The 21,224-nt window shown below is 60.2% G+C and carries 17 protein-coding genes; 8 read left to right on the forward strand and 9 right to left on the reverse strand.

Annotated features, from left to right (window positions below; all coding sequences use genetic code 11):
* Positions 1-14 precede the first annotated feature (14 nt).
* Both rimJ and ACB032_RS20295 read right to left on the reverse strand, forming a co-directional pair.
* Positions 15-566: a ribosomal protein S5-alanine N-acetyltransferase gene (rimJ, locus tag ACB032_RS20290; protein WP_323939100.1), complete on the reverse strand. Its 552-nt coding sequence runs from the start codon at positions 564-566 to the stop codon at positions 15-17.
* On the reverse strand, positions 566-1,120 hold the full coding sequence (locus ACB032_RS20295) for a GNAT family N-acetyltransferase (RefSeq protein WP_017764725.1): 555 nt from the start codon (positions 1,118-1,120) through the stop codon (positions 566-568). Before ACB032_RS20295 ends, rimJ begins: the two co-directional genes overlap by 1 nt.
* Before the next feature lie 352 nt (positions 1,121-1,472).
* Here ACB032_RS20295 and ACB032_RS20300 point away from each other — a divergent pair, with 352 nt between their 5' ends.
* Entirely contained in the window at positions 1,473-3,242 is a 1,770-nt protein-coding gene (locus tag ACB032_RS20300) for a M4 family metallopeptidase (protein WP_371138637.1), read from the forward strand.
* A gap of 51 nt (positions 3,243-3,293) precedes the next feature.
* Here the strand turns inward: ACB032_RS20300 and ACB032_RS20305 are convergent, their stop codons facing one another.
* The gene (locus ACB032_RS20305; RefSeq protein ID WP_024946193.1) at positions 3,294-4,193 is read right to left on the reverse strand and encodes a LysR family transcriptional regulator; all 900 of its coding nucleotides are present in this window, start codon (positions 4,191-4,193) and stop codon (positions 3,294-3,296) included.
* 208 nt (positions 4,194-4,401) lie between these two features.
* Between ACB032_RS20305 and mdtH the strand changes: the two genes are divergently transcribed.
* The gene (mdtH, locus tag ACB032_RS20310) at positions 4,402-5,595 is read left to right on the forward strand and encodes a multidrug efflux MFS transporter MdtH (protein WP_011704798.1); all 1,194 of its coding nucleotides are present in this window, start codon (positions 4,402-4,404) and stop codon (positions 5,593-5,595) included.
* Positions 5,596-5,660: 65 nt separating this feature from the next.
* Here the strand turns inward: mdtH and ACB032_RS20315 are convergent, their stop codons facing one another.
* From ACB032_RS20315 to aspA, 3 genes are all read right to left on the reverse strand, one after another.
* Positions 5,661-6,752, reverse strand: coding sequence for a porin (locus ACB032_RS20315; RefSeq protein WP_113995956.1), 1,092 nt, complete (start codon positions 6,750-6,752; stop codon positions 5,661-5,663).
* Between the two features lie 200 nt (positions 6,753-6,952).
* Positions 6,953-8,272, reverse strand: a complete 1,320-nt coding sequence (locus ACB032_RS20320) for an anaerobic C4-dicarboxylate transporter (protein WP_371138638.1) — start codon at positions 8,270-8,272, stop codon at positions 6,953-6,955.
* Between the two features lie 127 nt (positions 8,273-8,399).
* A complete protein-coding gene (gene aspA, locus ACB032_RS20325; RefSeq protein ID WP_371138639.1) occupies positions 8,400-9,842 on the reverse strand; it encodes an aspartate ammonia-lyase in 1,443 nt (480 codons plus the stop codon).
* Between the two features lie 449 nt (positions 9,843-10,291).
* Between aspA and ACB032_RS20330 the strand changes: the two genes are divergently transcribed.
* Positions 10,292-10,768: an FxsA family protein gene (locus ACB032_RS20330; RefSeq protein WP_162484564.1), complete on the forward strand. Its 477-nt coding sequence runs from the start codon at positions 10,292-10,294 to the stop codon at positions 10,766-10,768.
* Positions 10,769-10,791: 23 nt separating this feature from the next.
* Here ACB032_RS20330 and ACB032_RS20335 read toward each other — a convergent pair whose 3' ends face one another.
* Positions 10,792-12,192, reverse strand: a complete 1,401-nt coding sequence (locus ACB032_RS20335) for an MATE family efflux transporter (protein ID WP_324017709.1) — start codon at positions 12,190-12,192, stop codon at positions 10,792-10,794.
* 182 nt (positions 12,193-12,374) lie between these two features.
* On the opposite strand from ACB032_RS20335, the gene ACB032_RS20340 reads away from it, so the two are divergent.
* From ACB032_RS20340 to ACB032_RS20360, 5 genes are all read left to right on the forward strand, one after another.
* Positions 12,375-12,668 (forward strand): co-chaperone GroES, encoded by a 294-nt coding sequence (locus ACB032_RS20340; RefSeq protein ID WP_005309514.1) that lies wholly within the window; start codon positions 12,375-12,377, stop codon positions 12,666-12,668.
* Positions 12,669-12,709: 41 nt separating this feature from the next.
* Positions 12,710-14,344, forward strand: coding sequence for a chaperonin GroEL (groL, locus tag ACB032_RS20345; protein WP_011704804.1), 1,635 nt, complete (start codon positions 12,710-12,712; stop codon positions 14,342-14,344).
* 95 nt (positions 14,345-14,439) lie between these two features.
* A complete protein-coding gene (locus ACB032_RS20350; protein WP_016349563.1) occupies positions 14,440-14,937 on the forward strand; it encodes a hypothetical protein in 498 nt (165 codons plus the stop codon).
* A gap of 23 nt (positions 14,938-14,960) precedes the next feature.
* The gene (locus ACB032_RS20355; protein WP_371138640.1) at positions 14,961-16,892 is read left to right on the forward strand and encodes a putative bifunctional diguanylate cyclase/phosphodiesterase; all 1,932 of its coding nucleotides are present in this window, start codon (positions 14,961-14,963) and stop codon (positions 16,890-16,892) included.
* A gap of 59 nt (positions 16,893-16,951) precedes the next feature.
* Positions 16,952-17,140 carry a hypothetical protein gene (locus tag ACB032_RS20360; RefSeq protein ID WP_073348952.1) on the forward strand — a complete coding sequence of 63 codons (189 nt, stop codon included), beginning with the start codon at positions 16,952-16,954 and terminating at the stop codon, positions 17,138-17,140.
* Positions 17,141-17,213: 73 nt separating this feature from the next.
* Here the strand turns inward: ACB032_RS20360 and rluA are convergent, their stop codons facing one another.
* Both rluA and rapA read right to left on the reverse strand, forming a co-directional pair.
* Positions 17,214-17,870, reverse strand: coding sequence for a bifunctional tRNA pseudouridine(32) synthase/23S rRNA pseudouridine(746) synthase RluA (gene rluA, locus ACB032_RS20365; RefSeq protein ID WP_371138641.1), 657 nt, complete (start codon positions 17,868-17,870; stop codon positions 17,214-17,216).
* A gap of 109 nt (positions 17,871-17,979) precedes the next feature.
* Positions 17,980-20,847 (reverse strand): RNA polymerase-associated protein RapA, encoded by a 2,868-nt coding sequence (rapA, locus tag ACB032_RS20370; protein ID WP_371138642.1) that lies wholly within the window; start codon positions 20,845-20,847, stop codon positions 17,980-17,982.
* Between the last annotated feature and the right edge of the window lie 377 nt (positions 20,848-21,224).

Consider the following 21,224-nt stretch of genomic DNA (forward strand, 5'->3'; position numbering starts at 1 on the left):
TGGACACTCGCCGGCTAGCACGCCGGATTGAGGCGGGAGGTGAGGATGTGATCCTCCCAGCGGCCGTTGATCATCAGGTACTCTTTGGCGTACCCCTCCCGCTCGAAGCCGAGCCGCTCGAGCAGGGCGCCGCTGCGCTGATTGGCCGGCATATAGCCGGCCATGATGCGGTGCAGGCCGTGCTCCCGGAACAGATAGTCGATGCCGGCCCCGACGATCTCCTGCATCAGCCCCTGTCCCTGGTGGGCCTGATCGATGGCGTAGCCCAGGTGGCAGGCCTTGAAGGCCCCCATCAGGATGTTGGTGAAGTTGCAGGTGGCGATCACCTGCTCGCCATCCGGCTCGAGCGCCACCAGGTGCACCCCGCTGCCGTTGAAGAACTGGCCGTAGCTGTCGCGCAGCCGGCCGTGCCAGTGGCTCAGGGTATAGAAGCTCTCGTCCCGGCTGGGCTCCCAGGGGGTGAGGTGAGCGCGGTTGCGCAGATAGAAATCCAGCATCAGATCGGCCCGCTCGGGAGGCAGTACGGTGAGCTGGCTGCGGGCCGTGCACAGGTGTGGCAGTGCCATCAGTGATCCCTCTGCCCAAGCCACTCGTCGCGCAGCAGGCTGTAGTGAACGTGATCCACGACTCTGTCGGCCAGCCGCTCGGCACGGCGGGTGATCCCCTCCTGCTGCATGCCGAGGCGCTCGCAGACGGCCCGGCTGGGCTCGTTGTCGATGGCGGCGCTGATCTCCACCTTCTCCATCCCCATCTCCTCGAAGGCGTGATGGATCAGGGCCTGGCAGGCGCGGGTGATGATGCCGTTGCCCTGCCAGCGCTCGGCCAGCCAGTAGCCGATGCTGACCTTGGCCAGCGCCTTGTCGATCTGGTTGTAACCGATGACACCGACCACCTCCCCCTGATACTCGATGGCGGTGGTCAGCCCCTCGCCGCGGGCGAATTTCTCGATGGCGTGGCGGATGAAGGTGGCGCTGTCGGCGGGTTGCTGAATGTAGGGGGGCCAGGGTAGCCACTGGGTCAGGTAGTCGCGATTCTCCCGACAGAGGGCAAAGAGTTCGCTGGCCATGTCGGGCTGCAGGAACAGCAGCGCCAGCTCGTCATCCAGTTGCCATGAAAACATCCGCACCTCCCGTTGCCGCAGGGGCCCGCAATGGGCCGTCGAACCGCCAATGTAGCCAATCAACCCCTTGTTAGCCAAGGACTTTCAGCCGTTATCAAGGCTGCGCTATCCCCATATGGAGGGGCGGCTCCGACCGTCATTGGGGCGCCTTGTCATTGTTCGGCCTTTCCTGGTGTTATTCGCCATTTTTTCGGCTCTTTACGCTACCAAAAACAGGCAACAGCAGATTCTGCTATGGATTCATGCTGGGCTGTCACATATGACAGGCAGCAATTCCGATCGCGCCAACTAGTGTAGGAGCGCTGGGCAACGGACCCGGCGTGTAATCTTCATCGACTTAAGGAAAAGACGGATGAACAAAGTCTATTTGGCCGTGGTATTGGCCTGCTGGGGAAGCGCAGCCTTGGCTGCAGAACAGGTTGACGTACATCAGGTTGCCGGCATTCAGGGAGCACCGAGCGGTGCCGCCGGCGTCAGCGCGCTGGCCGGGGATGGCGAGTTCCGCCAGGTGCGGGCAGTCAAGCTGCCCAACGGCCAGCAGCGGGTGCGCTATGAGCAGACCTGGCACGGTATCCCGGTCTGGGGTCAGGTGCTGGTGGCCGAGCAGTCCCTCGGTGGCCAGATCAGTCAGGTCTCCGGCCAGATCCTGCGCCAGATCGATGCCGATCTGGCCAGCCCGACCGCGACCCTGTCGCCGGCCGATGCCGCCAGCAAGGCGCGGGCCGGGGCCAAGGGCAGCAACGAGCGGGTCAAGCTGTTCGTGATGCAGGATGACGCGGGTCAGGCCAAGCTGGTCTATCTGGTCTCCTGGCTGGCGGCGAGCGAAGAGCCGAGCCGTCCCTTCGTGATGATCGATGCCCAGACCGGCAACGAGCTCAAGCGCTGGGAAGGGATCAACCACAAAGATGCCACCGGCCCGGGCGGCAACATCAAGACCGGCAAATACTTCTACGGCTCCGACTTCGGCCCGCTGCAGGTGGATGACAACTGCCGTATGACCAGTGCCAACGTCGACACCCTCAACATGAATCACGCCACCACGGGCGGCACCATCCACCAGTTCACCTGCCCGGAGAACACGGTCAAGGAGATCAACGGTGCCTACTCGCCCCTCAACGATGCCCACTACTTCGGCAACGTGGTGTTCGACATGTACCGCAACTGGTACAACACGGCGCCGCTGACCTTCAAGCTGAAGATGCGGGTGCACTACAGCCGCAACTACGAGAACGCCTTCTGGGACGGCAGCCAGATGACCTTCGGTGACGGTGCCACCACCTTCTATCCGCTGGTGAGCCTGGACGTGGCAGCCCACGAGGTGAGCCATGGCTTTACCGAGCAGAACTCGGGGCTGGTCTACTCCGGTCAGTCAGGCGGCATCAACGAGGCCTTTTCCGACATGGCGGGGGAGGCGGCCGAGAACTACATGAAGGGCAGCAACGACTGGCTGGTGGGCGCCCAGATCTTCAAGGGCAACGGCTCCTTGCGCTACTTCGAGGATCCGACCCGGGATGGCAGCTCCATCGGCCACGCCAGCGACTACTACGATGGCATCGACGTGCACCACAGCTCGGGTGTCTACAACCGCGCCTTCTACCTGCTGGCCAACACCAGCGGCTGGAATACCCGCAAGGCCTTCGAAGTGTTCGTGCTGGCCAACCGTCTCTACTGGGGCGCCAACACCACCTTCGATCAGGGCGCCTGTGGCGTGACCAAGGCGGCGACCGATCTCGGTTACAGCGTGACCGACGTGGCGGCTGCCTTTACCACGGTCGGGGTCAATGCCACCTGTGGCGGTACCACTCCGCCTACCGGCAGCGTGCTGCAAAACGGGGTACCGGTGAGCGGTCTCTCCGCCGCCAAGGGTGGCAAGCTGAACTTCACCATCGACGTGCCGGCCGGCAAGAGCCAGCTGGTTATTGCCAGCAGCGGCGGTACCGGCGATGCGGATCTGTATGTGAAGTTCGGCAGCGTGCCGACCAGCAGCAGCTATGACTGCCGCCCCTACAAGAGCGGCAACGCCGAGACTTGCACCCTGAACTCGCCCAAGGCGGGGACCTGGAACGTGCAGCTGAGCGCCTACAGCGCCTTCTCTGGGGTGACCCTCAAGGCCAGCTACTGAGCCTGAGTCACCGTAACAGAGACAGAGCGCCGGATTTGTCCGGCGCTTTTTTTATGCGGATTTGCCCGCCCAGCGCCGGGCCAGGGTACGGGCGGCCTCCAGCACCCGCTCCTTGGCGGGATTGGGCCGTTTGCCGCTGCGCCAGGCCATCATCACGTCCCAGTGATCCGGCGGCAGATCCACCACGTCCAGCTGCACCAGCCGGCCAAACTCCAGATCCCGGGCGATGGCGAGCGCCGGCATCAGGGTGATGAAGCCGTGCTCCAGCGCCAGCTCCCGCGCCGCGCTGGCGGGCTGGATGGCGTGCAGCGGGCTCGCCACCTGGCGCAGCAGGCGCAACTGCAGGATCAGCTCGTCGCAGCCGGTGCCCCACTGCTGGGGGGCCAGCCGCTCGTTGGCGATGTCCTGCAGGGTCAGGCCCTGCCGCCCGGCCAGCGGATGGGTGGCACAGGCTACGGCTATGATGGGGGAGCGATAGAGCAGCTCGAGCTGGATGCCGGCGATGGCGGGACACTTGAGGATGAAGCCGACGTCGGTCTCGCCGGTCAGCAGCTCCTGCATGATGATGCCGGAGTGATCCGTGTTGCAGCGGATCTCGAAGGTCTCGTCGACCAGTGCCAGCAGCAGGGGGCCAAACACCACGGTCGTCAGGGAGGGCAGGCAGGCGAGCCGGATGCGCGGCAGGGCGGGCGCTCCCTGCATTGCCAGGCGGCCCCCTTCCAGTGCACTCAGTGCCGCACTCGCGGCAGGCAGGAACTGCTCGCAGGCCGGGGTGGGGGTGGCGCCGCGCCGATGGCGACGAAACAGGGGCTGGCCCAGATCCTGTTCCAGCACGGCGATCCGCTGGCTCACCATGGGTTGTGACCAGCCGCGCACGGCGGCCGCCTTGCTGAAGCTGCCGCGATTGACCACATCCAGCAGCAATTGCAGATCGTCGAGGGTCATAGCCATAACATAATCCAATATAAAATATAGCCAGTTGTCGGCTACCACTATATCTGGCGTCCTTCCAGAATAGCAGTATCAATCGTTGTGCTTTGGCATATTGCCATATCGGTTCAGGGGCTCGTTGCACCTTGAGCCCGTTTGGTGACGGCGTCATTCGGGCGATGAGACGAATTAATCGGAATGTCATCAGAAAAGCAAGGGACGGGTAGTCATGGTGGAGCGGGCGAGGCGGTTGGGGCGGTGGTTTTTGGCGTTGGATTCCCTGTTGGTGATCCTGGGGTTCTTCGTGGTGATGCCCATGATCAGCCTGCGCTTCGTGGATCAGCTCGGCTGGGCGGCCGGGGTGGTCGGGCTGGCGCTGGGATTGCGCCAGCTGACCCAGCAGGGGCTGGGCATTCTGGGCGGCTCGCTGGCGGACAAGTTCGGCGCGCGGCCGCTCATCGTGGGCGGCATGCTGCTGCGGGCGGCGGGGTTTGCCAGCCTGGCCTATGCCCAGAGCGGGCTGGAGCTGATCCTCTCCTGCGTCATCTCGGGGCTGGGAGGCTGCCTGTTCGATCCGCCCCGCGCCGCACTGGTGATCAAATTCACCCGGCCCCGTCAGCGGGGGCGCTACATCTCGTTGCTGATGATGCTGGAGAGCGCCGGCGCCGTGGTGGGGGCCCTGCTCGGCAGCTGGCTGCTCAACTTCGACTTCGAGTATGTCTGCCTGCTGGGGGCCGGCCTGTTTGTCTGCGCCGCGCTGTGCAACCTGCTGATCCTGCCTGCCTACAAGCTCTCGGTGCGACCGACCCCGATCCGCGCCGGTCTCGGCCAGGTGCTGGCGGACAAGGCGTTCTGCCGGCTGGTGCTTATCCTGAGCGGCTACTACGCGCTCTGGGTCCAGGTGATGCTGATCTTCCCCATTCTGGTCAAGCAGATGGCGGGCACCACCACGGCGGTGGGCTGGATGTATACCCTGGAGACCGCCATCTCGCTGGCGCTGCTCTATCCGCTGGCGCGCTATGGCGAGCGCCACTTCAAGCTGGAGAGCCGCTTGATGGCGGGGGTGCTGCTGATGACCACCGGCATCGGGCTGGTGGCCTTTGCCAATACCCTGCCTGCGGTATTCATGCTGCTGGCCTGCTTCTACCTGGGGATCGTCATCGCCGAACCGGCGCGGGAGACGCTGATGACCAAGCTCGCGCAGCCGGGGGCTCGCGGCAGCTACATGGGCTTCAGCCGGCTGGGACTGGCGCTGGGGGGCATGACGGGTTACGTGGGGGGCGGTGCGCTGCATGACTACGCCATGCTGCAGGGACAGCCCTGGTTACCCTGGCTGGTGTTGGGCACGGTCGGGGTGACGACCTTGCTGCTGCTGGTAAACTGCTTTCACCGCGAGCCGAGTCTGGCGCGGGTCAACATCTGACGGGCAATAAAAAAACCGGCCGCTGGGCGGCCGGTAAAAAATACAGTAGGCAATTCAGGGAAGACTTAGAAGTTGTACTGCAGGGCCACGGCGACCACGTCGTCGGTGTTTTTGCCCAGCGAGTTGGTGTGGGTACCGTTGACGTTGTCCAGCAGGTTGATCTTGTAATCAACGTAGGCGTTGAAGTTGTCGGTGAAGTTGTACCAGGCACCGATGGAAACGTACTCGGTGGCGGTGTCATCGATGCCGCGAGCGTTGTCCTTCACATCGGTGCGCAGGTAGGCCAGGGACGGCTTGAACTTGCCGAAGGCGTACTGGGCGACGGCTTCGTAGCCATCCATCTTCTCGGCGTAGCCGTTGAAGGTGCTGACGTACATGTGGTCTTCACCGTGGGAGTAGGTGGCAGCCAGGTAGAGGTCGCCGACAGCGTACTTGGCACCGACACCGTACAGCTTGGCGTCGCGGTCACCACCGAAGGCGGCGTTGGCGGCCTGCTCGTCGGTCTTGCCGGCCTGGTTGTAGGCGGTACCCAGGCTCAGGCCCATGTCGAAGTCATAGTTGGCGGACACGGCGAAGCCTTCAGCGGAACCCTTCGGATTCCAGGTGCTGTTGGTGCCGGTCAGGTTGGAGCGATCGGCATTCTGCGGATCGTTGTTGCCGGTGAACTGGGCACCCAGGGTCAGGCCCTGATAGGTGTAGATGTACTGGGCCAGGCCGTTGGTACGACCGGTACCGAACACTTCGGTGTCTTTGCCCAGACCGTCACCACCCCACTCTGGCAGCACGTCGGTGTAGTTGTTCACGGCTTTGGTGAACAGACCATCCTGACGGCCGTAGCTGAAGGCACCGAAACGATCGTGCTTGATGCCGGCGTAGGCATAACGCAGCTCGTCGTTGTCGGAGCCGGAGACCGGCAGGTTGTATTCAGCAAAGCCGAACGCGGTCAGCTCGTTGTCGATCTTGGTTTCGCCGGCAACGTGCAGACGCAGGTAGCTCTGGTCACCTTCAGAACCGTTGTCATCAGTGCCGTAGTACATGCCTTGAGCGCGACCACCGATGTCGAGTTTGGTGTCGTTCTGGTTGTAGACGGTAGCGGCTTGCGCACCACCGGCCAGCAGCACGCTGGAGATGGCCATGGTCAATGCTGTCTTTTTCATTGTTCGTTCCTCTGGTGTAAACACTGTCGGACCTGTGCTCGGCCCTGTTGATCGGTTTCTGTTCCGATGCCCCAGAGTAGATCTGCGAACCTTGATAGAAACTGAAGCGCACAAGGATTAATTAATGATTTGACCTGAAAAGCAGGCATAAAAAACGGCCCGAACAGGGCCGTTTGCATATTTGTGGAATTAAATGCTGGTTAGAGCATCATGCCACCGAAGAAGAAGCCCAGCGCCACGGCGATGGCGATGGTGGCGACACCCGGTACGAAGAAGGGGTGATTGAATACCGCTTTGCCGATACGGGTGGAGCCGGTGTCATCCATTTCGACCGCGGCCAGCAGGGTCGGGTAGGTCGGCAGCACGAACAGGGCGCTTACGGCGGCGAAGGAGGCGATGGCGGTCAGCGGGCTGACACCCAGTGCCAGAGCGGCCGGCATCAGGGCCTTGGTGGTGGCGCCTTGTGAGTAGAGCAGCATGGCGGCGAAGAACAGCACCACGGCCAGCAGCCAGGAGTACTGGTTCAGCAGGTCGCCGGCGATCAGCTGGATGGTGTCCATGTTGCCTTTCACGAAGACGTTGCCCAGCCAGGCCACGCCCAGTACGCAGATACAGGCGGACATGCCGGACTTGAAGGTCGGCATGTTGGTGACCTGGGTGGCGTCCAGCTTGCAGACCAGGGTCATGATGGTGGCCGCGGCCAGCATGATGCCCATGATGGCGCCATCACGGGGGATCGGCGGGTTGGCGATCAGGCCCACTTTACCGGAGATGGCGGTGGCGTAGGCCATCACGGCCACGATGGAGGCGATGAAGATCCAGACCGACACCTTGGCGTAAGGCTTGAGCTCCAGCTTGGTGGTGCCGCGCAGCTTGATCAGCCCCTTGGCCTTGCGCTCCAGGTAGACTTCGTCCTGGTCGAGCGGCTTGCCCAGCATGTTGGCGACGAAAGCGCCGAGGATGCAGGCGATGAAGGTGGAGGGGATGCAGATGGCCAGCAGGGTCAGGTAATCCACGCCAAACGGCTCAAGCATGCCGGAGAAGGCAACCACGGCCGCGGAGATGGGCGAGGCGGTGATGGCGATCTGGGAGGCGATGACGGCGATGGAGAGCGGACGGGACGGGCGAATGCCCTGTTCCTTGGCCACTTCGGCGATCACCGGCAGGGTGGAGAACGCGGTGTGACCGGTACCGGCCAGCATGGTCATCAGATAGGTGACGACCGGCGCGGCGAAGGTGATGTATTTGGGGTTCTTGCGCAGGGCTTTCTCGGCCAGGGAGACCAGATAGTCCATGCCACCGGCCAGTTGCATACAGGCAATGGCACAGATGACGGACGCGATGATCATGATCACGTCCCAGGGGATGTAGGTGACCAGCTGGTCGCTGGGAATTGGCATCCCCAGACCCCAGGTCAGTACCAGTACCCCCAAACCACCGGCAAAGCCGATGCCGATGCTGCCTATCCGGGCCCCCAGATAGATAGCGGCGAGCACGACAAGTAACTCGATTCCAATCATAGCGAACACTCCATTTTCCAGTTTTTTTAGGTTTTATTTGGCAGAAAAGCCAATTCCCGATGGGGCTGGGCAAGACCTATCGGGAACTGACTTTATGGGCCGGGATAAACCCGGCCCATTTGCTCGCTTATACGGTGGCTTCGCGGGTATAACGCTTGGCTTTGTATTGCGGGTTCATCAGGTTCTCGATGGAGAGAATTTCATCCAGCTGCTCGGCGGTCAGCAGGCCGCGCTCCAGCACGACTTCACGGACGTTCTTGCCAGTCTGGGCACAGATCTTGCCGACGATGTCGCCTTCGTGGTGGCCGATGAAGGGGTTCAGGTAGGTCACGATACCGATGGAGTTCAGCACGTGGTTCATGCAGATTTCCGGGTTGGCGGTGATGCCTTCCACGCACTTCTCGCGCAGGGAGATGCAGGCTTTTTCCATCAGGCTCAGGGATTCGAACATCGCCTGACCGATCACCGGCTCCATGACGTTCAGCTGCAGCTGACCGGCTTCGGCGGCGAAGGTGATGGTGACGTCGTTGCCAAAGACCTTGAAGCAGGACTGGTTGACCACTTCCGGAATGACCGGGTTGACCTTGGCCGGCATGATGGAGGAGCCAGCCTGCATTTCCGGCAGGTTGATCTCTTTGAGTGCGGTACGCGGGCCGGAGGAGAGCAGACGCAGGTCGTTACAGATCTTGGAGAGCTTCATCGCCATGCGCTTGATGGCGCCGTGCAGCATCACGTAGGCGCCGCAGTCGGAGGTCGCTTCGATCAGATCTTCCGCCGGAACATAGGCACGACCGGTGATCTCGGCCAGGCGCTTGATGGCCAGGGCGGAGTACTCGGGCGGGGTGTTCAGGCCGGTACCGATGGCGGTGGCGCCCAGGTTCACTTCCAGCAGCAGCTCCTGGCAACGCTTGATGGACTTGATCTCTTCGCGCAGGGTGACGGCGAAGGCATGGAACTCCTGACCCAGGGTCATCGGCACCGCATCTTGCAGCTGGGTACGACCCATCTTCAGGATGCCCTTGAACTCGGCGGCCTTGGCATCGAAGGTGGCGATCAGCGCTTCCAGTGCGTGCAGAGTGGTGTCGGTGCTGTTGACCACGGCGACGCGGAAACCGGTGGGGTAGGCATCGTTGGTGGACTGGCACTTGTTGACGTGGTCATTGGGGTTGATGACGTCGTAGCGGCCCTTGGCCAGGCCCATGATTTCGAGGGCGATGTTGGCCAGGACTTCGTTGGTGTTCATGTTGACGGAGGTGCCGGCTCCACCCTGGTAAACGTCGACCGGGAACTGGTCGAAGCATTTGCCGGTGTTCAGCATCAGGTCGCAGGCTTCTACGATCTTGTCAGCAATTTCAGGACGGATGGTACCCAGTTCGCCGTTCGCCAGGGCGGCGGCCTTCTTGGTCAGTACCATGCCGCGGACGAATTCCGGAACGTCAGAAATCTTCTGAGTGCTGATCTTGAAGTTCTCAACGGCGCGCAGGGTATGCACACCGTAGTAGAGATCGTTGGAAACTTCTTTGGTGCCCAGCAGGTCTTCTTCAATGCGGACGTTCTTGATGTCGCTCATTGTAATGCCTCAGAAATCAGATAAATGGAAACGATCCTCACCGAGTGGTCGCGAGTTCCTTACGCACGGTTCATCCTGAAGCACCACACATCGAGTGGGGCGGTTGGGAGCTTTTTTGCTCCCTTAATTACTGGCGTCGATATTACCCCAATTGAGGTATCTGATATTAGACCTGGATCACTAAATTTGAGACAACCTCAAATAACTTGTGGTCATTAAACAGATATTGCAATCAACCGATTTACTTTGACAGAACAATGACTTCAATCACAGTCTGGCAGGCCGGTTTTTCTGTGGATCCGGCGTCTTGTCACCCTGTGGACTTGAAAAATGCGCGTCACCCCCCATTTTAATCAACAGGAACCGATACCATGGCGGGTTGGCAACGGCATCAGCGGTTGTGGCTCTTCGCCAGCGGTTCATTCACATTCATCCGCACTGAGGTTGTTATGGGCAAGTTGTTTCTATTGTTGGTCGGCCTGGTGGTGCTTGAGCTCACCGTGATGATCGAAGTCGGCTCCGTGATCGGTGCCTTGCCGACCGTCGGCTTGCTCATTCTGACGGCGGTGCTGGGCTCCTCGCTGGTGCGTAGCGAAGGGATCAAGACCCTGTTCAACGCGCAGCAGAAGATGCAGCAGGGGGAGATGCCGGGACGTGAGGTGATGGGGGGCATGATGCTGGCGCTGGCCGGTCTGCTGCTGATCATCCCGGGTTTCGTGACCGACTTCTTCGGCATCCTGCTGCTGCAGCCCTGGCTGCGCAACAAGCTGGCCGACAAGCTGATCGGCAGCAACCAGTTCAAGATGCAGATGGGCGGTTTTCAGGCCCGCCAGCAGCCGTTTGACGAGGTGTCGGGCAATGACCAGCCGGGTCAAGCTCCGCGCAGCGGTACCACCATCGAAGGGGAGTTCGAGCGCAAGGAGTAACTGCTGCGCTTACTTTCCTGCCATCAGGGCCTGCCCTGATGGCACAACTGCTCGAAGCGGTGGCGGGCATACCACCAGGCCAGGGTGCCCGCCGCCAGATTGGCCACGAGAATTCCCAGATAGATCCCCTGCTCCCCTCCCAGTTTCGCCCCCAGCCAGGCCCCTGGCAGCAAGAAGACAAACAGCCGCAACCCGTTGAACAGGAAAGAGACGCTGGAAGCCCTCACGCCATTCAAGGCGGACGCGAGCAGCATCACCATGCCCTGAAAGCCGTAACCGATGGGCACCAGGTGCAGATAGAGCACGATGAGGCGCACCACCTGCGGATGGCTGCTGAACAGCTCGGCGATGAAGGGGGCCAGCAGCCAGGTCAGTGCGTATACCGCCAGCTGGAACAGCAGGGCAAAGCGCATGCAAAACTGCAGCGCCGCCTTGGCACGGGCCGGGTTGCCCGCCCCGCAGTTCTGCGAGATGAAGGGGGCCAGCACGGAGGAGAGCGCCATCATCACAATAAGCAGCAGAGCCTCCACTCTCGATGCGGCGCCGTAAGCAGCCACCACTTCCGTTCCCAGTCCGGCGAAGATGGTCATCAGCACGGCGTTGGCCAGCGGATTGAGCATGTTGGTAAAGGAGGCGGGCACCGCCACGTGCAGCAGGGCGCGCCAGTGGGCCAGCAACTGCGGGCGCGGGGAGAGGCGCCAGCGCAGCAGTCCTTCCCGGTGACGCAATATATAGAGGCTGACCAGCATGGCCATCAGCCAGGAGAGGGAGGTGGCGATGGCGGCGCCGCGGATCCCCCATGCGGGGAAGGGGCCTATGCCGAAGATGAGCAGGGGATCCAGCACGCCGTTGACCAGCCCGGCCACCGTCATCACCAGGCTGGGGGTCTTGGTATCGCCGGTGGCCCGGATGGCGGCATTGCCCACCATGGGCAGCACCAGCATGGGGACGGTCAGATACCAGATCAGCATGTAGTCGTAGATGAGGGCGATCAGCTCATCGCTGGCGCCGAGCAACCGAAACAGCGGGTGTATGGTCAGCGCCCCCGCCAGGGCGATGAGGGTGACCAGCAGCACGGCCAGAAACAGGTTGTCGGTGGTGATGCGGGCGGCTTCATCATGCTTGCCCTGGCCGAGCGCATGACCCATCACCGCAGAGAGGCCAGCCCCCAGCCCCATTGCCAGCGAGGTGACCACGAAGGTTACCGGAAAGGTGAAGCTGATGGCGGCCAGCGCCTGGGTGCCCAGCATGCCGATGAAGAAGGTGTCGACCAGGTTGAAGGCGAGAATGGCGACGATGCCGAGGATCATCGGGCCCGTCATGCGCAGCAATACGGACGTCATGGGGGCAGTCAGCAGGGGATTGGGTCGGGTCACGGGCTTGTCTCTGTACGTCTGGCGGAGTTCTGGCTGCGGGCAGCACAAACCGGTTTCCTGACCGGGACTTCGGGAGATCCATCGAAGACGTTCATAGTACGTGAAAATATTTTTTTTGTATTTGCCCTTGAAGGGTTAACAAACGTGCCCCACATCGGAGACATATCTAATTTGGCCAGGAATGGCCATTCCTCAAAGCAACACAGAGACTCATTTTGGGAGAGTTATCGATGAAAATTCGTCCACTGCACGACCGCGTCATCATCAAGCGCATCGAAGCTGAAGCCAAATCCGCTGGCGGCATTGTCTTGACTGGTACTGCGGCCCAGAAGTCCACCCGTGGTGAAGTTCTTGCCGTGGGGACTGGCCGAATTCTGGATAATGGCGATGTCAAAGCCCTCGCCGTCAAGGTTGGTGACAAGGTGATCTTCAACGAAGGCTACGGTGTGAAGACCGAGAAGCTGGATGGTCAGGACGTACTGATCCTGTCTGAAACCGACATCCTGGCGATTGTCGAAGAGTAATCCACCCTTTCCCCCTGCGAATTGATTGAAGGATTGAAGAAATGGCAGCTAAAGAAGTCAAGTTTGGCAACGAAGCACGCAGCAAGATGCTGGAAGGCGTAAACATCCTGGCCGATGCCGTCAAGGTGACCCTGGGCCCGAAAGGCCGCAACGTGGTACTGGACAAGTCCTTCGGCGCACCAACCATCACCAAGGACGGTGTCTCCGTTGCACGCGAAATCGAGCTGGAAGACAAGTTCATGAACATGGGCGCCCAGATGGTCAAGGAAGTTGCTTCCAAGGCCAATGACGCCGCCGGTGACGGTACCACTACCGCTACCGTACTGGCTCAAGCCATCGTCAACGAAGGCCTGAAGGCCGTTGCCGCTGGCATGAACCCGATGGATCTGAAGCGTGGTATCGACAAGGCCGTCGTGGCAGCCGTTGCCGAGCTGCAAGCGCTGTCCCAGCCGTGTGCCGACAACAATGCCATCGCTCAGGTCGGCACCATCTCCGCCAACTCCGACGAGAAAGTCGGCAAGCTGATTGCCGAAGCCATGGATAAAGTAGGTCGTGACGGCGTCATCACCGTTGAAGACGGCCAGGGTCTGGACGACGAGCTGGCCGTGGTAGAAGGCATGCAGTTCGACCGTGGCTACCTCTCCCCGTACTTCGTCAACAAGCCGGAAACCGGTGCCGTTGAGCTGGACGATCCCTTCATCCTGCTGGTTGACAAGAAAGTCTCCAACATCCGTGAAATGCTGCCGGTGCTGGAAGGCGTAGCCAAAGCGGGCAAACCGCTGATCATCGTAGCCGAAGACGTAGAAGGCGAAGCGCTGGCGACTCTGGTGGTCAACACCATGCGTGGCATCGTGAAAGTGGCTGCCGTCAAGGCGCCTGGCTTCGGTGACCGTCGCAAGGCCATGCTGCAGGATATCGCCATCCTGACCGGTGGTACCGTGATCTCCGAAGAAGTGGGCATGGAGCTGGAAAAAGCGACCCTGGAAGACCTGGGCCGTGCCAAGCGCATCGTCATCACCAAAGAGAACACCACCATCATCGATGGCGTGGGTGATGCATCCCTGATCGAGAGCCGTGTGGCCCAGATCCGTCAGCAGATCGAAGAGACCTCTTCCGATTACGACCGCGAGAAGCTGCAAGAGCGCGTAGCCAAACTGGCTGGCGGTGTTGCGGTGATCAAGGTTGGCGCTGCCACCGAAGTTGAAATGAAAGAGAAGAAAGCCCGGGTTGACGACGCCCTGCACGCGACTCGCGCCGCAGTAGAAGAGGGTGTGGTTGCGGGTGGTGGTGTTGCGCTGGTGCGTGTGGCCGCCAAACTGGCTGGCCTGCGTGGCGACAACGAAGACCAGAACGTGGGTATCAAGGTCGCTCTGCGCGCCATGGAAGCTCCGCTGCGCCAGATCGTCATCAACGCCGGTGAAGAGGCCTCCGTCATCGCCAACGCGGTGAAGAACGGTGAAGGTAACTTCGGTTACAACGCCTACACCGAACAGTACGGTGACATGCTGGCCATGGGTATCCTGGATCCGACCAAGGTGACCCGTTCTGCCCTGCAGTTCGCCTCTTCCATCGCCGGCCTGATGATCACCACCGAGTGCATGATCTCCGAGCTGCCGAAGAAAGATGCCCCTGCCATGCCTGACATGGGCGGCATGGGCGGCATGGGCATGATGTAATTCAGCCCTGGTTATCAAACGGCTCGCTTTTGCGGGCCGTTTTTTTTATGGCGACTAAACTGAGTCTATTGTCAGTGACTTAATCAGAGGTGAGTATGCGTGTACTGGGTTTGATTCCATTACTGTTTTCTCTGGCCATGCCGGTGATGGCACTTGAGGCGCCACAGGGTCCCGTCATTTTGAAGGTGACCGGCAATGTGCTGCCGGCCGAAGCGACGGAGGGAGTGGTCTCCTTCGATCTCGCCATGCTCAAGGCCCTGCCGCAGCATGAGATAGTGACCAGCAATCCCTGGGTCGACAAACCACACAAATATGTGGGGCCCAAGCTGGCCGATGTCTTGGCTGCCGTCGGTGCGGATGGCAAGGCGATCACCTTGACGGCCTTGAACAGTTTTCAGATCAGGATCAACTGGGATAAGGTCAGGCAATACGACCCGATTCTGGCCTGGCAAGATGACGGGGTCACCATGCGGGTACGGAATAAGGGACCGCTTTGGTTTATCCTACCGCTGGATCAGTATCCCGAGCTGAAACGCTCGGAGTTTACCGACATGATGATTTGGCAACTGAATGCCATTGATATTCAGCATTGATGTAGTGGCTTGCGGGAGTACGAGTGAAAGCAAAGACCAAGGCGTGGCCTTTACTCATCGTTCTTTACCTATCCATCCTGTTGTTTACGGGAAGCACCCTCTATTGCCTCGCGCAGATACAGAATGCGACCCGAGTGATGGAGAGGTACACCTATGACGTCTCCTGGGCCCTGATGCAGTTGCAACTGGAGTTGGGGCGTTTCCTCAACTCCGTCGAGATCTACCATTATGGCGGCATCGATCACGATACCCTGATGCTGCGCTATGACATCCTGTGGAGCCGGACCCCCATCCTGCTCAGTGGCCAGTTGCGTCAGAGCATGAAGGACAAGCAGAAGACCTTGCGGCTGGTGCAGTTGATCGAAAGCAATATCCGCGAGATGGAGCCCAATATCACCAATCTGAAGGCGGGGACACCCGATTATCAGCAGATATTGATGCGCCTGGTTCCTCTGCAGGAGCCACTCTCCTATTCTCTCGCCTCCGTGATGCAGAAGAACATCAACGTCTATTCAGGCAATGACAAACGCTTTGGCCAACTGCGTAATGCGCTGCTGTTCATGGTGTCAGGGCTGGTGTTGTCGGTGATGCTGCTGAGTGCTCTGCTGATCCGCGAGGCCCGCCGCCATTTCAGGGCGGCGCGGATCGATCCCCTGACTGGATTGTCCAACCGGTTGGCATTGCTGGAGAAAATGGAGTCCTACGCTACCAAGGAGACGCCGTTTGGTCTGGTACTGGTGGACATCAACGATTTTCGCGATATCAACAGCAAGTTCGGCTACAACACCGGCGACTTTCTGCTGCAGGAGCTGGCAAAGCGAATGCGCAGTTTGTGTGAGAACGGTGAGTGGGTGGCGCGGCTGGGCGGCGATCAGTTTGCCATGATCCAGCGTGAAAGCAGTGACCTGCGTCAGGTGAGGGAGCTAGTGGCCCGCCTGCTGCATGCGCTCAAGCAGGACATCATCATCGACAACTACCCGTTCCGCCTAGAGGTGGGCATCGGCATCGCCTTCTTCCCGATGGACAGCAAGCAGACTCAGGAGCTGCTCAGTCGGGCCGAGCAGGCCTTGTTTCACAGCCGCAAGACTCATGTGCCATACGTCATCTATGACAACTCGTTGCTCAATGAAACAGCGCGCCGCAAGCATTTGGCAAGCGACATGATCATGGCGCTCGAGCACAATGCACTCGAGCTCTATTACCAGCCCATCGTCAACCTCGAGAGTGGCCGTTGCGAGGCGGTGGAAGCCTTGCTGCGCTGGCGTCACCCTGAGTTGGGTTTCATTCCACCCAACGAGGTGATCCAGGTTGCCGAGGAGTTCCAGCTGGCCGAGAAGCTGGGCAGCTGGGTATTGAATACGGCCTGCGAGCAGCTCTATCAGTGGCAGCAACTGGGTTTGGTTGATTTGCAGATGTGCGTGAATATCTCGCCCGGCATGTATCAGCGCAATCTGTTGAAGCTGGTTGCCAAGGCCTTGATGGACCATCATATCCCGGCCGCCAGCCTGGTGCTGGAGGTGACGGAAGACACCACCATGCGGGAGGTGAAAAACTCCCTGCAACTGATGCAGGATCTCAATCAGCAGGGGGTACAGCTGGCACTGGATGACTTTGGTACCGGCTACTCCTCGCTCAGCTATCTGCAGAAGCTGCCGGTCAGCAAGGTGAAGATCGATCGCTCCTTCATCCAGGGGATCGATACGTCCATCGAGGCATCCGAGCTGGTCGCCAACATCTGCCGGATGGGTTCCATGCTGGGCAAGAGTCTGGTGTGTGAAGGGATAGAAACTCAGGCTCAGCTCGACGTGTTGTGCACCCTCACGGATATTCATCTCTATGGTCAGGGCTATCTGTTCAGCCGTCCAGAACAGGCAGAGAAGGTTTATCAAACCCTGCTGGAGATGGAAGAGGAGTGGCTGGAGCGACGCCAACCCGACAAGGCGTATTTAATTTAGCCAAAATGGCTCATGCTTGGTCCAAGATGGCCGATAGTCTTAAAGCAGGGAGGTACACCATGGATATATCTAGTTCTGCATCTGCGTCATTTGGTTCTGCATTGATGACGGCCAGCCTGGCCAAGAAACAACAGACCCAAGAAGGTGAATCTGCATTGAAACTGCTGCAAACAGCAGCTCAATCAGCACCGGTTGCACCGACATCGGCCAACGCTTCTCTGGGAAGTAACATCGATATTCGCGTCTGACCCTAACGAAAAAGCCCCCATCCAGTCGATGGGGGCTTTTTTATGTCTGCGATATTGCGATGTCTATCTTGGCTCAGACCGGAAAAGGGGCTGGCGCCTCGAAGGTCATCTGCTCGCCGCTGCGGGGGTGGCTGATGGTCAGGCTGGCCGCATGCAGGTAGAGATGGGGGGCTGCCGCCAGCGCATCCGGATGGGCGTAGAGGTTGTCACCCAGAATGGGGTGTCCCAGCTCCAGCATGTGGACGCGCAGCTGGTGCGAGCGACCTGTGATGGGAGTCAGTTTGATCAGGCTGTTGCCGTTCTCCACCTTCAATTTTTCCCACAGGGTCAGGGCGTGACGCCCCTCTTCGTGGTCAACCTTCTGCTTCGGGCGGTTGGGCCAGTCGACGCAGAGCGGCAGGTCGACTTGACCCGACTCTGCCTGCGGCTCGCCCCACACCCAGGCGAGGTAGTGCTTCTCTGTCTCCCGCTCGCGAAATTGCCGACTCAGCTCCCGATGGGAATTGGGATTGAGGGGAATGACAATGACGCCAGTGGTGGACATGTCGAGGCGATGAGCCGCCGCTGCCTTGGGATGCTGCTGTTTTACCCGATGCAGGACGCTGTCTTCATTCTCGGGGCCGCGCCCGGGCACGCTCAGCAGGCCAGTGGGCTTGTTGACCACCATGATGTCCTTGTCCTTGAACAGGATATCGAGCCAGGGTTCCAGAGGCGGTGAGTATTCAAACATAAATGTCTCGCATCAGAAGGTGGGGGCAAGCCCCCATCAGTTATGAGTAACCACAATCATAAAGGGCATGGCATCCAGCATGAGCCGGTCATGTCTCTTCAGTATCGCGTCAGTTATGGGTGACCACGATAAAGCGGATGGCATCCAGCTTGAGTTGGGTCTGATCGATCAGGTGGTGCAATTCTGCCTGCAGATTGCGCAGATAATCCAGTTCGCTGTCGCGCACGTTCGGGTTGACCGCCTTGAGCGCTTCCAGCCTGTCCAGATCCTGCTGCAGGGTCTGCGCCATCTGGGCGCGGGCCTTGTCGACAATCCCGCCTTTCAGCTCTTCGGCAATGGCCTGGCCCTTGCCAATCAGACCGTGGATCACTGGTTGGGACGCGGTGACCAGCTTGCTGCCGAGGTGGCGATTGACCGGCGTCAGCTGGCGGTTGAAGGCATCGAACGCCACTTTTTCGCCCAGATTCTGGCCGTTCTTGTCCATCAGCAGACGGATCGGCGTTGGCGGCATGAAGCGGTAGAGCTGGGGATGGGCTGCAGACTCGGCAACGAAGATCAGCTCAAGCAGGATGGAGCCGATAGGCAGCGCCTTGTTCTTGAGCAGGGCGACCGAGGTCGCACCGATTTCGGAGCCGAGGATCAGGTCGATACCGCCACGCATCATGGGGTGATCCCATGAGAGCAGCGCCATGTCATCCCGCGACAGCGCGGTGTTGCGATCGAAGGTGATGGTCATGCCATCTTGCGGCAGGCCCGGGAAGCTGGAGACCAGCATGTGATCCCCCGGGGTCAGCACCAGCGCGTTCTCGCCACGGTCATCCTGATTGACGCCGATCTCGTCGAACATCTTGAGGGCGAAGGAGATCATGCCGGTGTCGTCATCTTCGGCGGCCAGCTTGTCGACCAGCTGCTGGGCGGCGGCGCCACCGCTGGAGTGGATCTCCAGCAGGCGATCGCGACCCTGTTCCAGCCGGGCCTTGAGCGGCTCGTGCAGTTCGCGAGTCTTGACCAGCAGGGCATCGAGGGGGGCCTGATCGCCTGTGTTGGCGGCCAGCAGCTCGAACAGCTCGTCACGTACCGCTTCGAATACCGGACGGGCCGTCGGGCAGGTCTGCTCGAATGCATCCAGACCATCGTGATACCAGAGCTGCAGGGCGCGCTGGGCGGTCCCTTCCAGGTAGGGCACGTGGATTTCGACGGTATTCTGCTGACCGATACGATCCAGTCGGCCGATACGCTGTTCCAGCAGATCCGGGTTGAGCGGCAGATCGAACAGCACCAGATGGCTGGCAAACTGGAAGTTACGCCCTTCTGAGCCGATCTCGGAGCAGAGCAGCACCTGAGCGCCTCCCTCAGCTTGAGCGAAATAGGCGGAGGCCTTGTCCCGCTCGAGGATAGACATCCCTTCGTGGAACACGGCACCACGGATCCCTTCACGGGTACGCAGCGCCTCTTCCAGCGCGATGGCGGTCGCCGCTTCGGAGCAGATCACCAGCACCTTCTGCTGGCGGGCAGAGAGCAGCAGTTCCAACAACCATTCGACGCGCGGGTCGAACTGGGTCCAGGTCGCGTTGTCGCCTTCGAATTGCTGGAAGATCTTCTCGGGATAGAGGTAGCGCAGGGCACGGGTCTGCAGATCGCCGCCATTGCCACCCATCATGCCCATCACCTTGATGGCGGTCTTGTACTGCTCCGGCAGCGGCATGGGGTAGACGTTGAGGTGGCGTTCCGGGAAGCCCTGAATATTGGCGCGGCTGTTACGAAACAGCACCCGGCCGGTGCCATGTTGATCCAGCAGCTTGGCGACCGCCTGCTGACGGGCGGCGGCATCACTCAGATCCAGCCCTTTCAGCTGGGTGGCCAGGATCTGCCTGGCTTCATCGCTCAGAGTCTCGCCATCCAGCAGTTCTTGCGCCGCGCTGGCGACCTGACCGTAGGCTTGCTCCTCGGCGAGGAAGGCCTCGTAGTCGTAGAAACGCTCCGGGTCGAGCAGGCGCAGACGGGCAAAGTGGCTCTGGTGGCCCAGCTGATCCGGGGTCGCGGTCAGCAGCAGCACGCCCGGCACCTGTTCGGCCAGCGCTTCCACCATTTCGTAGGCACGGCTAGGCGCTTCCTCACTCCACTCCAGATGATGGGCTTCGTCGACAACCAGCAGATCCCACTCGGCTTCCAGCACCTGTTCGAAGCGACGACGCTTCTTGCGCAGGAAGTCGAGGCTGCAGATCACCAGTTGTTCGGTCTCGAAGGGGTTCTCCGCATCGGCGAAGGCCTCGATGCAGCGCTCCTCGTCAAACAGGGAGAAGTGCAGGTTGAAGCGGCGCAGCATTTCAACCAGCCACTGATGCTGGAGAGTCTCGGGCAGCAGGATCAGCACCCGATGGGCGCGGCCGGAGAGCAGCTGCTGGTGAATGATCATGCCCGCTTCAATGGTCTTGCCCAGACCCACCTCATCGGCCAGCAATACGCGTGGAGCGTAGCGGTGACCCACTTCATGGGCAATATAGAGCTGGTGCGGGATCAGGCTGACCCGGCCACCGGCCAGACCGCGAGTCGGGTTGCGGCGACGTTGGTGCTGGTTGATCAACGCCTCGTAGCGCAGGGTGAAGCGGGACATCCGATCGATCTGGCCGGCGAACAGGCGATCCTGCGGCTTGTTGAACTTGATGAAGTTGTTGAGAAACACTTCCTTGAGGGCAACGGGCTCATCATTGTCGGTACGCACACCGACATATATAAGCAGGCCGTCTTTCTCCTGCACTTCTTCGACCGTCATGGTCCAGTCTTCGTGACTGGCTATCTGATCGCCCACATTGAAGCTGACCCGGGTCACCGGCGCTTCTTCTTTGGCATACATGCGGTTTTCACCGGTAGCCGGAAACAACAGGGTAACCATGCGTCCTTCAACAGCAACGACAGTCCCCAACCCCAGATCCGTCTCTGTATCACTAATCCAACGCTGGCCAAGTGCAAAAGGCATTAAACTCTCCAAAGCCCAAGAGTGTGTGAATCGCAAAGGGGCGCTATGTTACCCGAAGGCGTGAGCGCGATCACCATGGATATAGAGGTGGCAGGCGTCATTCATCGGGTGGGGCGAACCGACGTGCTCACCTATGGCTAAAGATAGAGGGGTGTTGCTATATAAAGGCAGACTTGCTGAATAAGTCATCTATTTGGGTGATTGTTGAACGGTTGAACTGATTTCTCGAATTTAATTCGAAAACCCTCTTGCAAGCGTGATCCAGATCCCTATAATGCGCCTCCATCGACACGGCAAGCGGCAACGCAAACAACCGGGTCGGTAGCCTCGAAAAGCCTTTGCAAATAAGGCTTGACTCGAGAAGGCGGTTGAGTAGA

The organism is Aeromonas sp. S5(2024), from assembly GCF_041403025.1.
Lineage (GTDB): Bacteria > Pseudomonadota > Gammaproteobacteria > Enterobacterales > Aeromonadaceae > Aeromonas > Aeromonas hydrophila.

Bases quoted from the DNA above. Each gene is read 5' to 3' on its own strand.
- ACB032_RS20340 (WP_005309514.1), top strand. From the start codon at position 12,375: ATGAAAATTCGTCCACTGCACGACCGCGTCATCATCAAGCGCATCGAA.
- groL (WP_011704804.1), top strand. From the start codon at position 12,710: ATGGCAGCTAAAGAAGTCAAGTTTGGCAACGAAGCACGCAGCAAGATG.
- ACB032_RS20320 (WP_371138638.1), bottom strand. From the start codon at position 8,272: ATGATTGGAATCGAGTTACTTGTCGTGCTCGCCGCTATCTATCTGGGG.
- ACB032_RS20330 (WP_162484564.1), top strand. From the start codon at position 10,292: ATGGGCAAGTTGTTTCTATTGTTGGTCGGCCTGGTGGTGCTTGAGCTC.
- mdtH (WP_011704798.1), top strand. From the start codon at position 4,402: ATGGTGGAGCGGGCGAGGCGGTTGGGGCGGTGGTTTTTGGCGTTGGAT.
- ACB032_RS20350 (WP_016349563.1), top strand. From the start codon at position 14,440: ATGCGTGTACTGGGTTTGATTCCATTACTGTTTTCTCTGGCCATGCCG.
- rluA (WP_371138641.1), bottom strand. From the start codon at position 17,870: ATGTTTGAATACTCACCGCCTCTGGAACCCTGGCTCGATATCCTGTTC.
- ACB032_RS20300 (WP_371138637.1), top strand. From the start codon at position 1,473: ATGAACAAAGTCTATTTGGCCGTGGTATTGGCCTGCTGGGGAAGCGCA.
- rapA (WP_371138642.1), bottom strand. From the start codon at position 20,847: ATGCCTTTTGCACTTGGCCAGCGTTGGATTAGTGATACAGAGACGGAT.
- ACB032_RS20295 (WP_017764725.1), bottom strand. From the start codon at position 1,120: ATGTTTTCATGGCAACTGGATGACGAGCTGGCGCTGCTGTTCCTGCAG.
- ACB032_RS20305 (WP_024946193.1), bottom strand. From the start codon at position 4,193: ATGGCTATGACCCTCGACGATCTGCAATTGCTGCTGGATGTGGTCAAT.
- ACB032_RS20315 (WP_113995956.1), bottom strand. From the start codon at position 6,752: ATGAAAAAGACAGCATTGACCATGGCCATCTCCAGCGTGCTGCTGGCC.
- rimJ (WP_323939100.1), bottom strand. From the start codon at position 566: ATGGCACTGCCACACCTGTGCACGGCCCGCAGCCAGCTCACCGTACTG.
- ACB032_RS20360 (WP_073348952.1), top strand. From the start codon at position 16,952: ATGGATATATCTAGTTCTGCATCTGCGTCATTTGGTTCTGCATTGATG.
- aspA (WP_371138639.1), bottom strand. From the start codon at position 9,842: ATGAGCGACATCAAGAACGTCCGCATTGAAGAAGACCTGCTGGGCACC.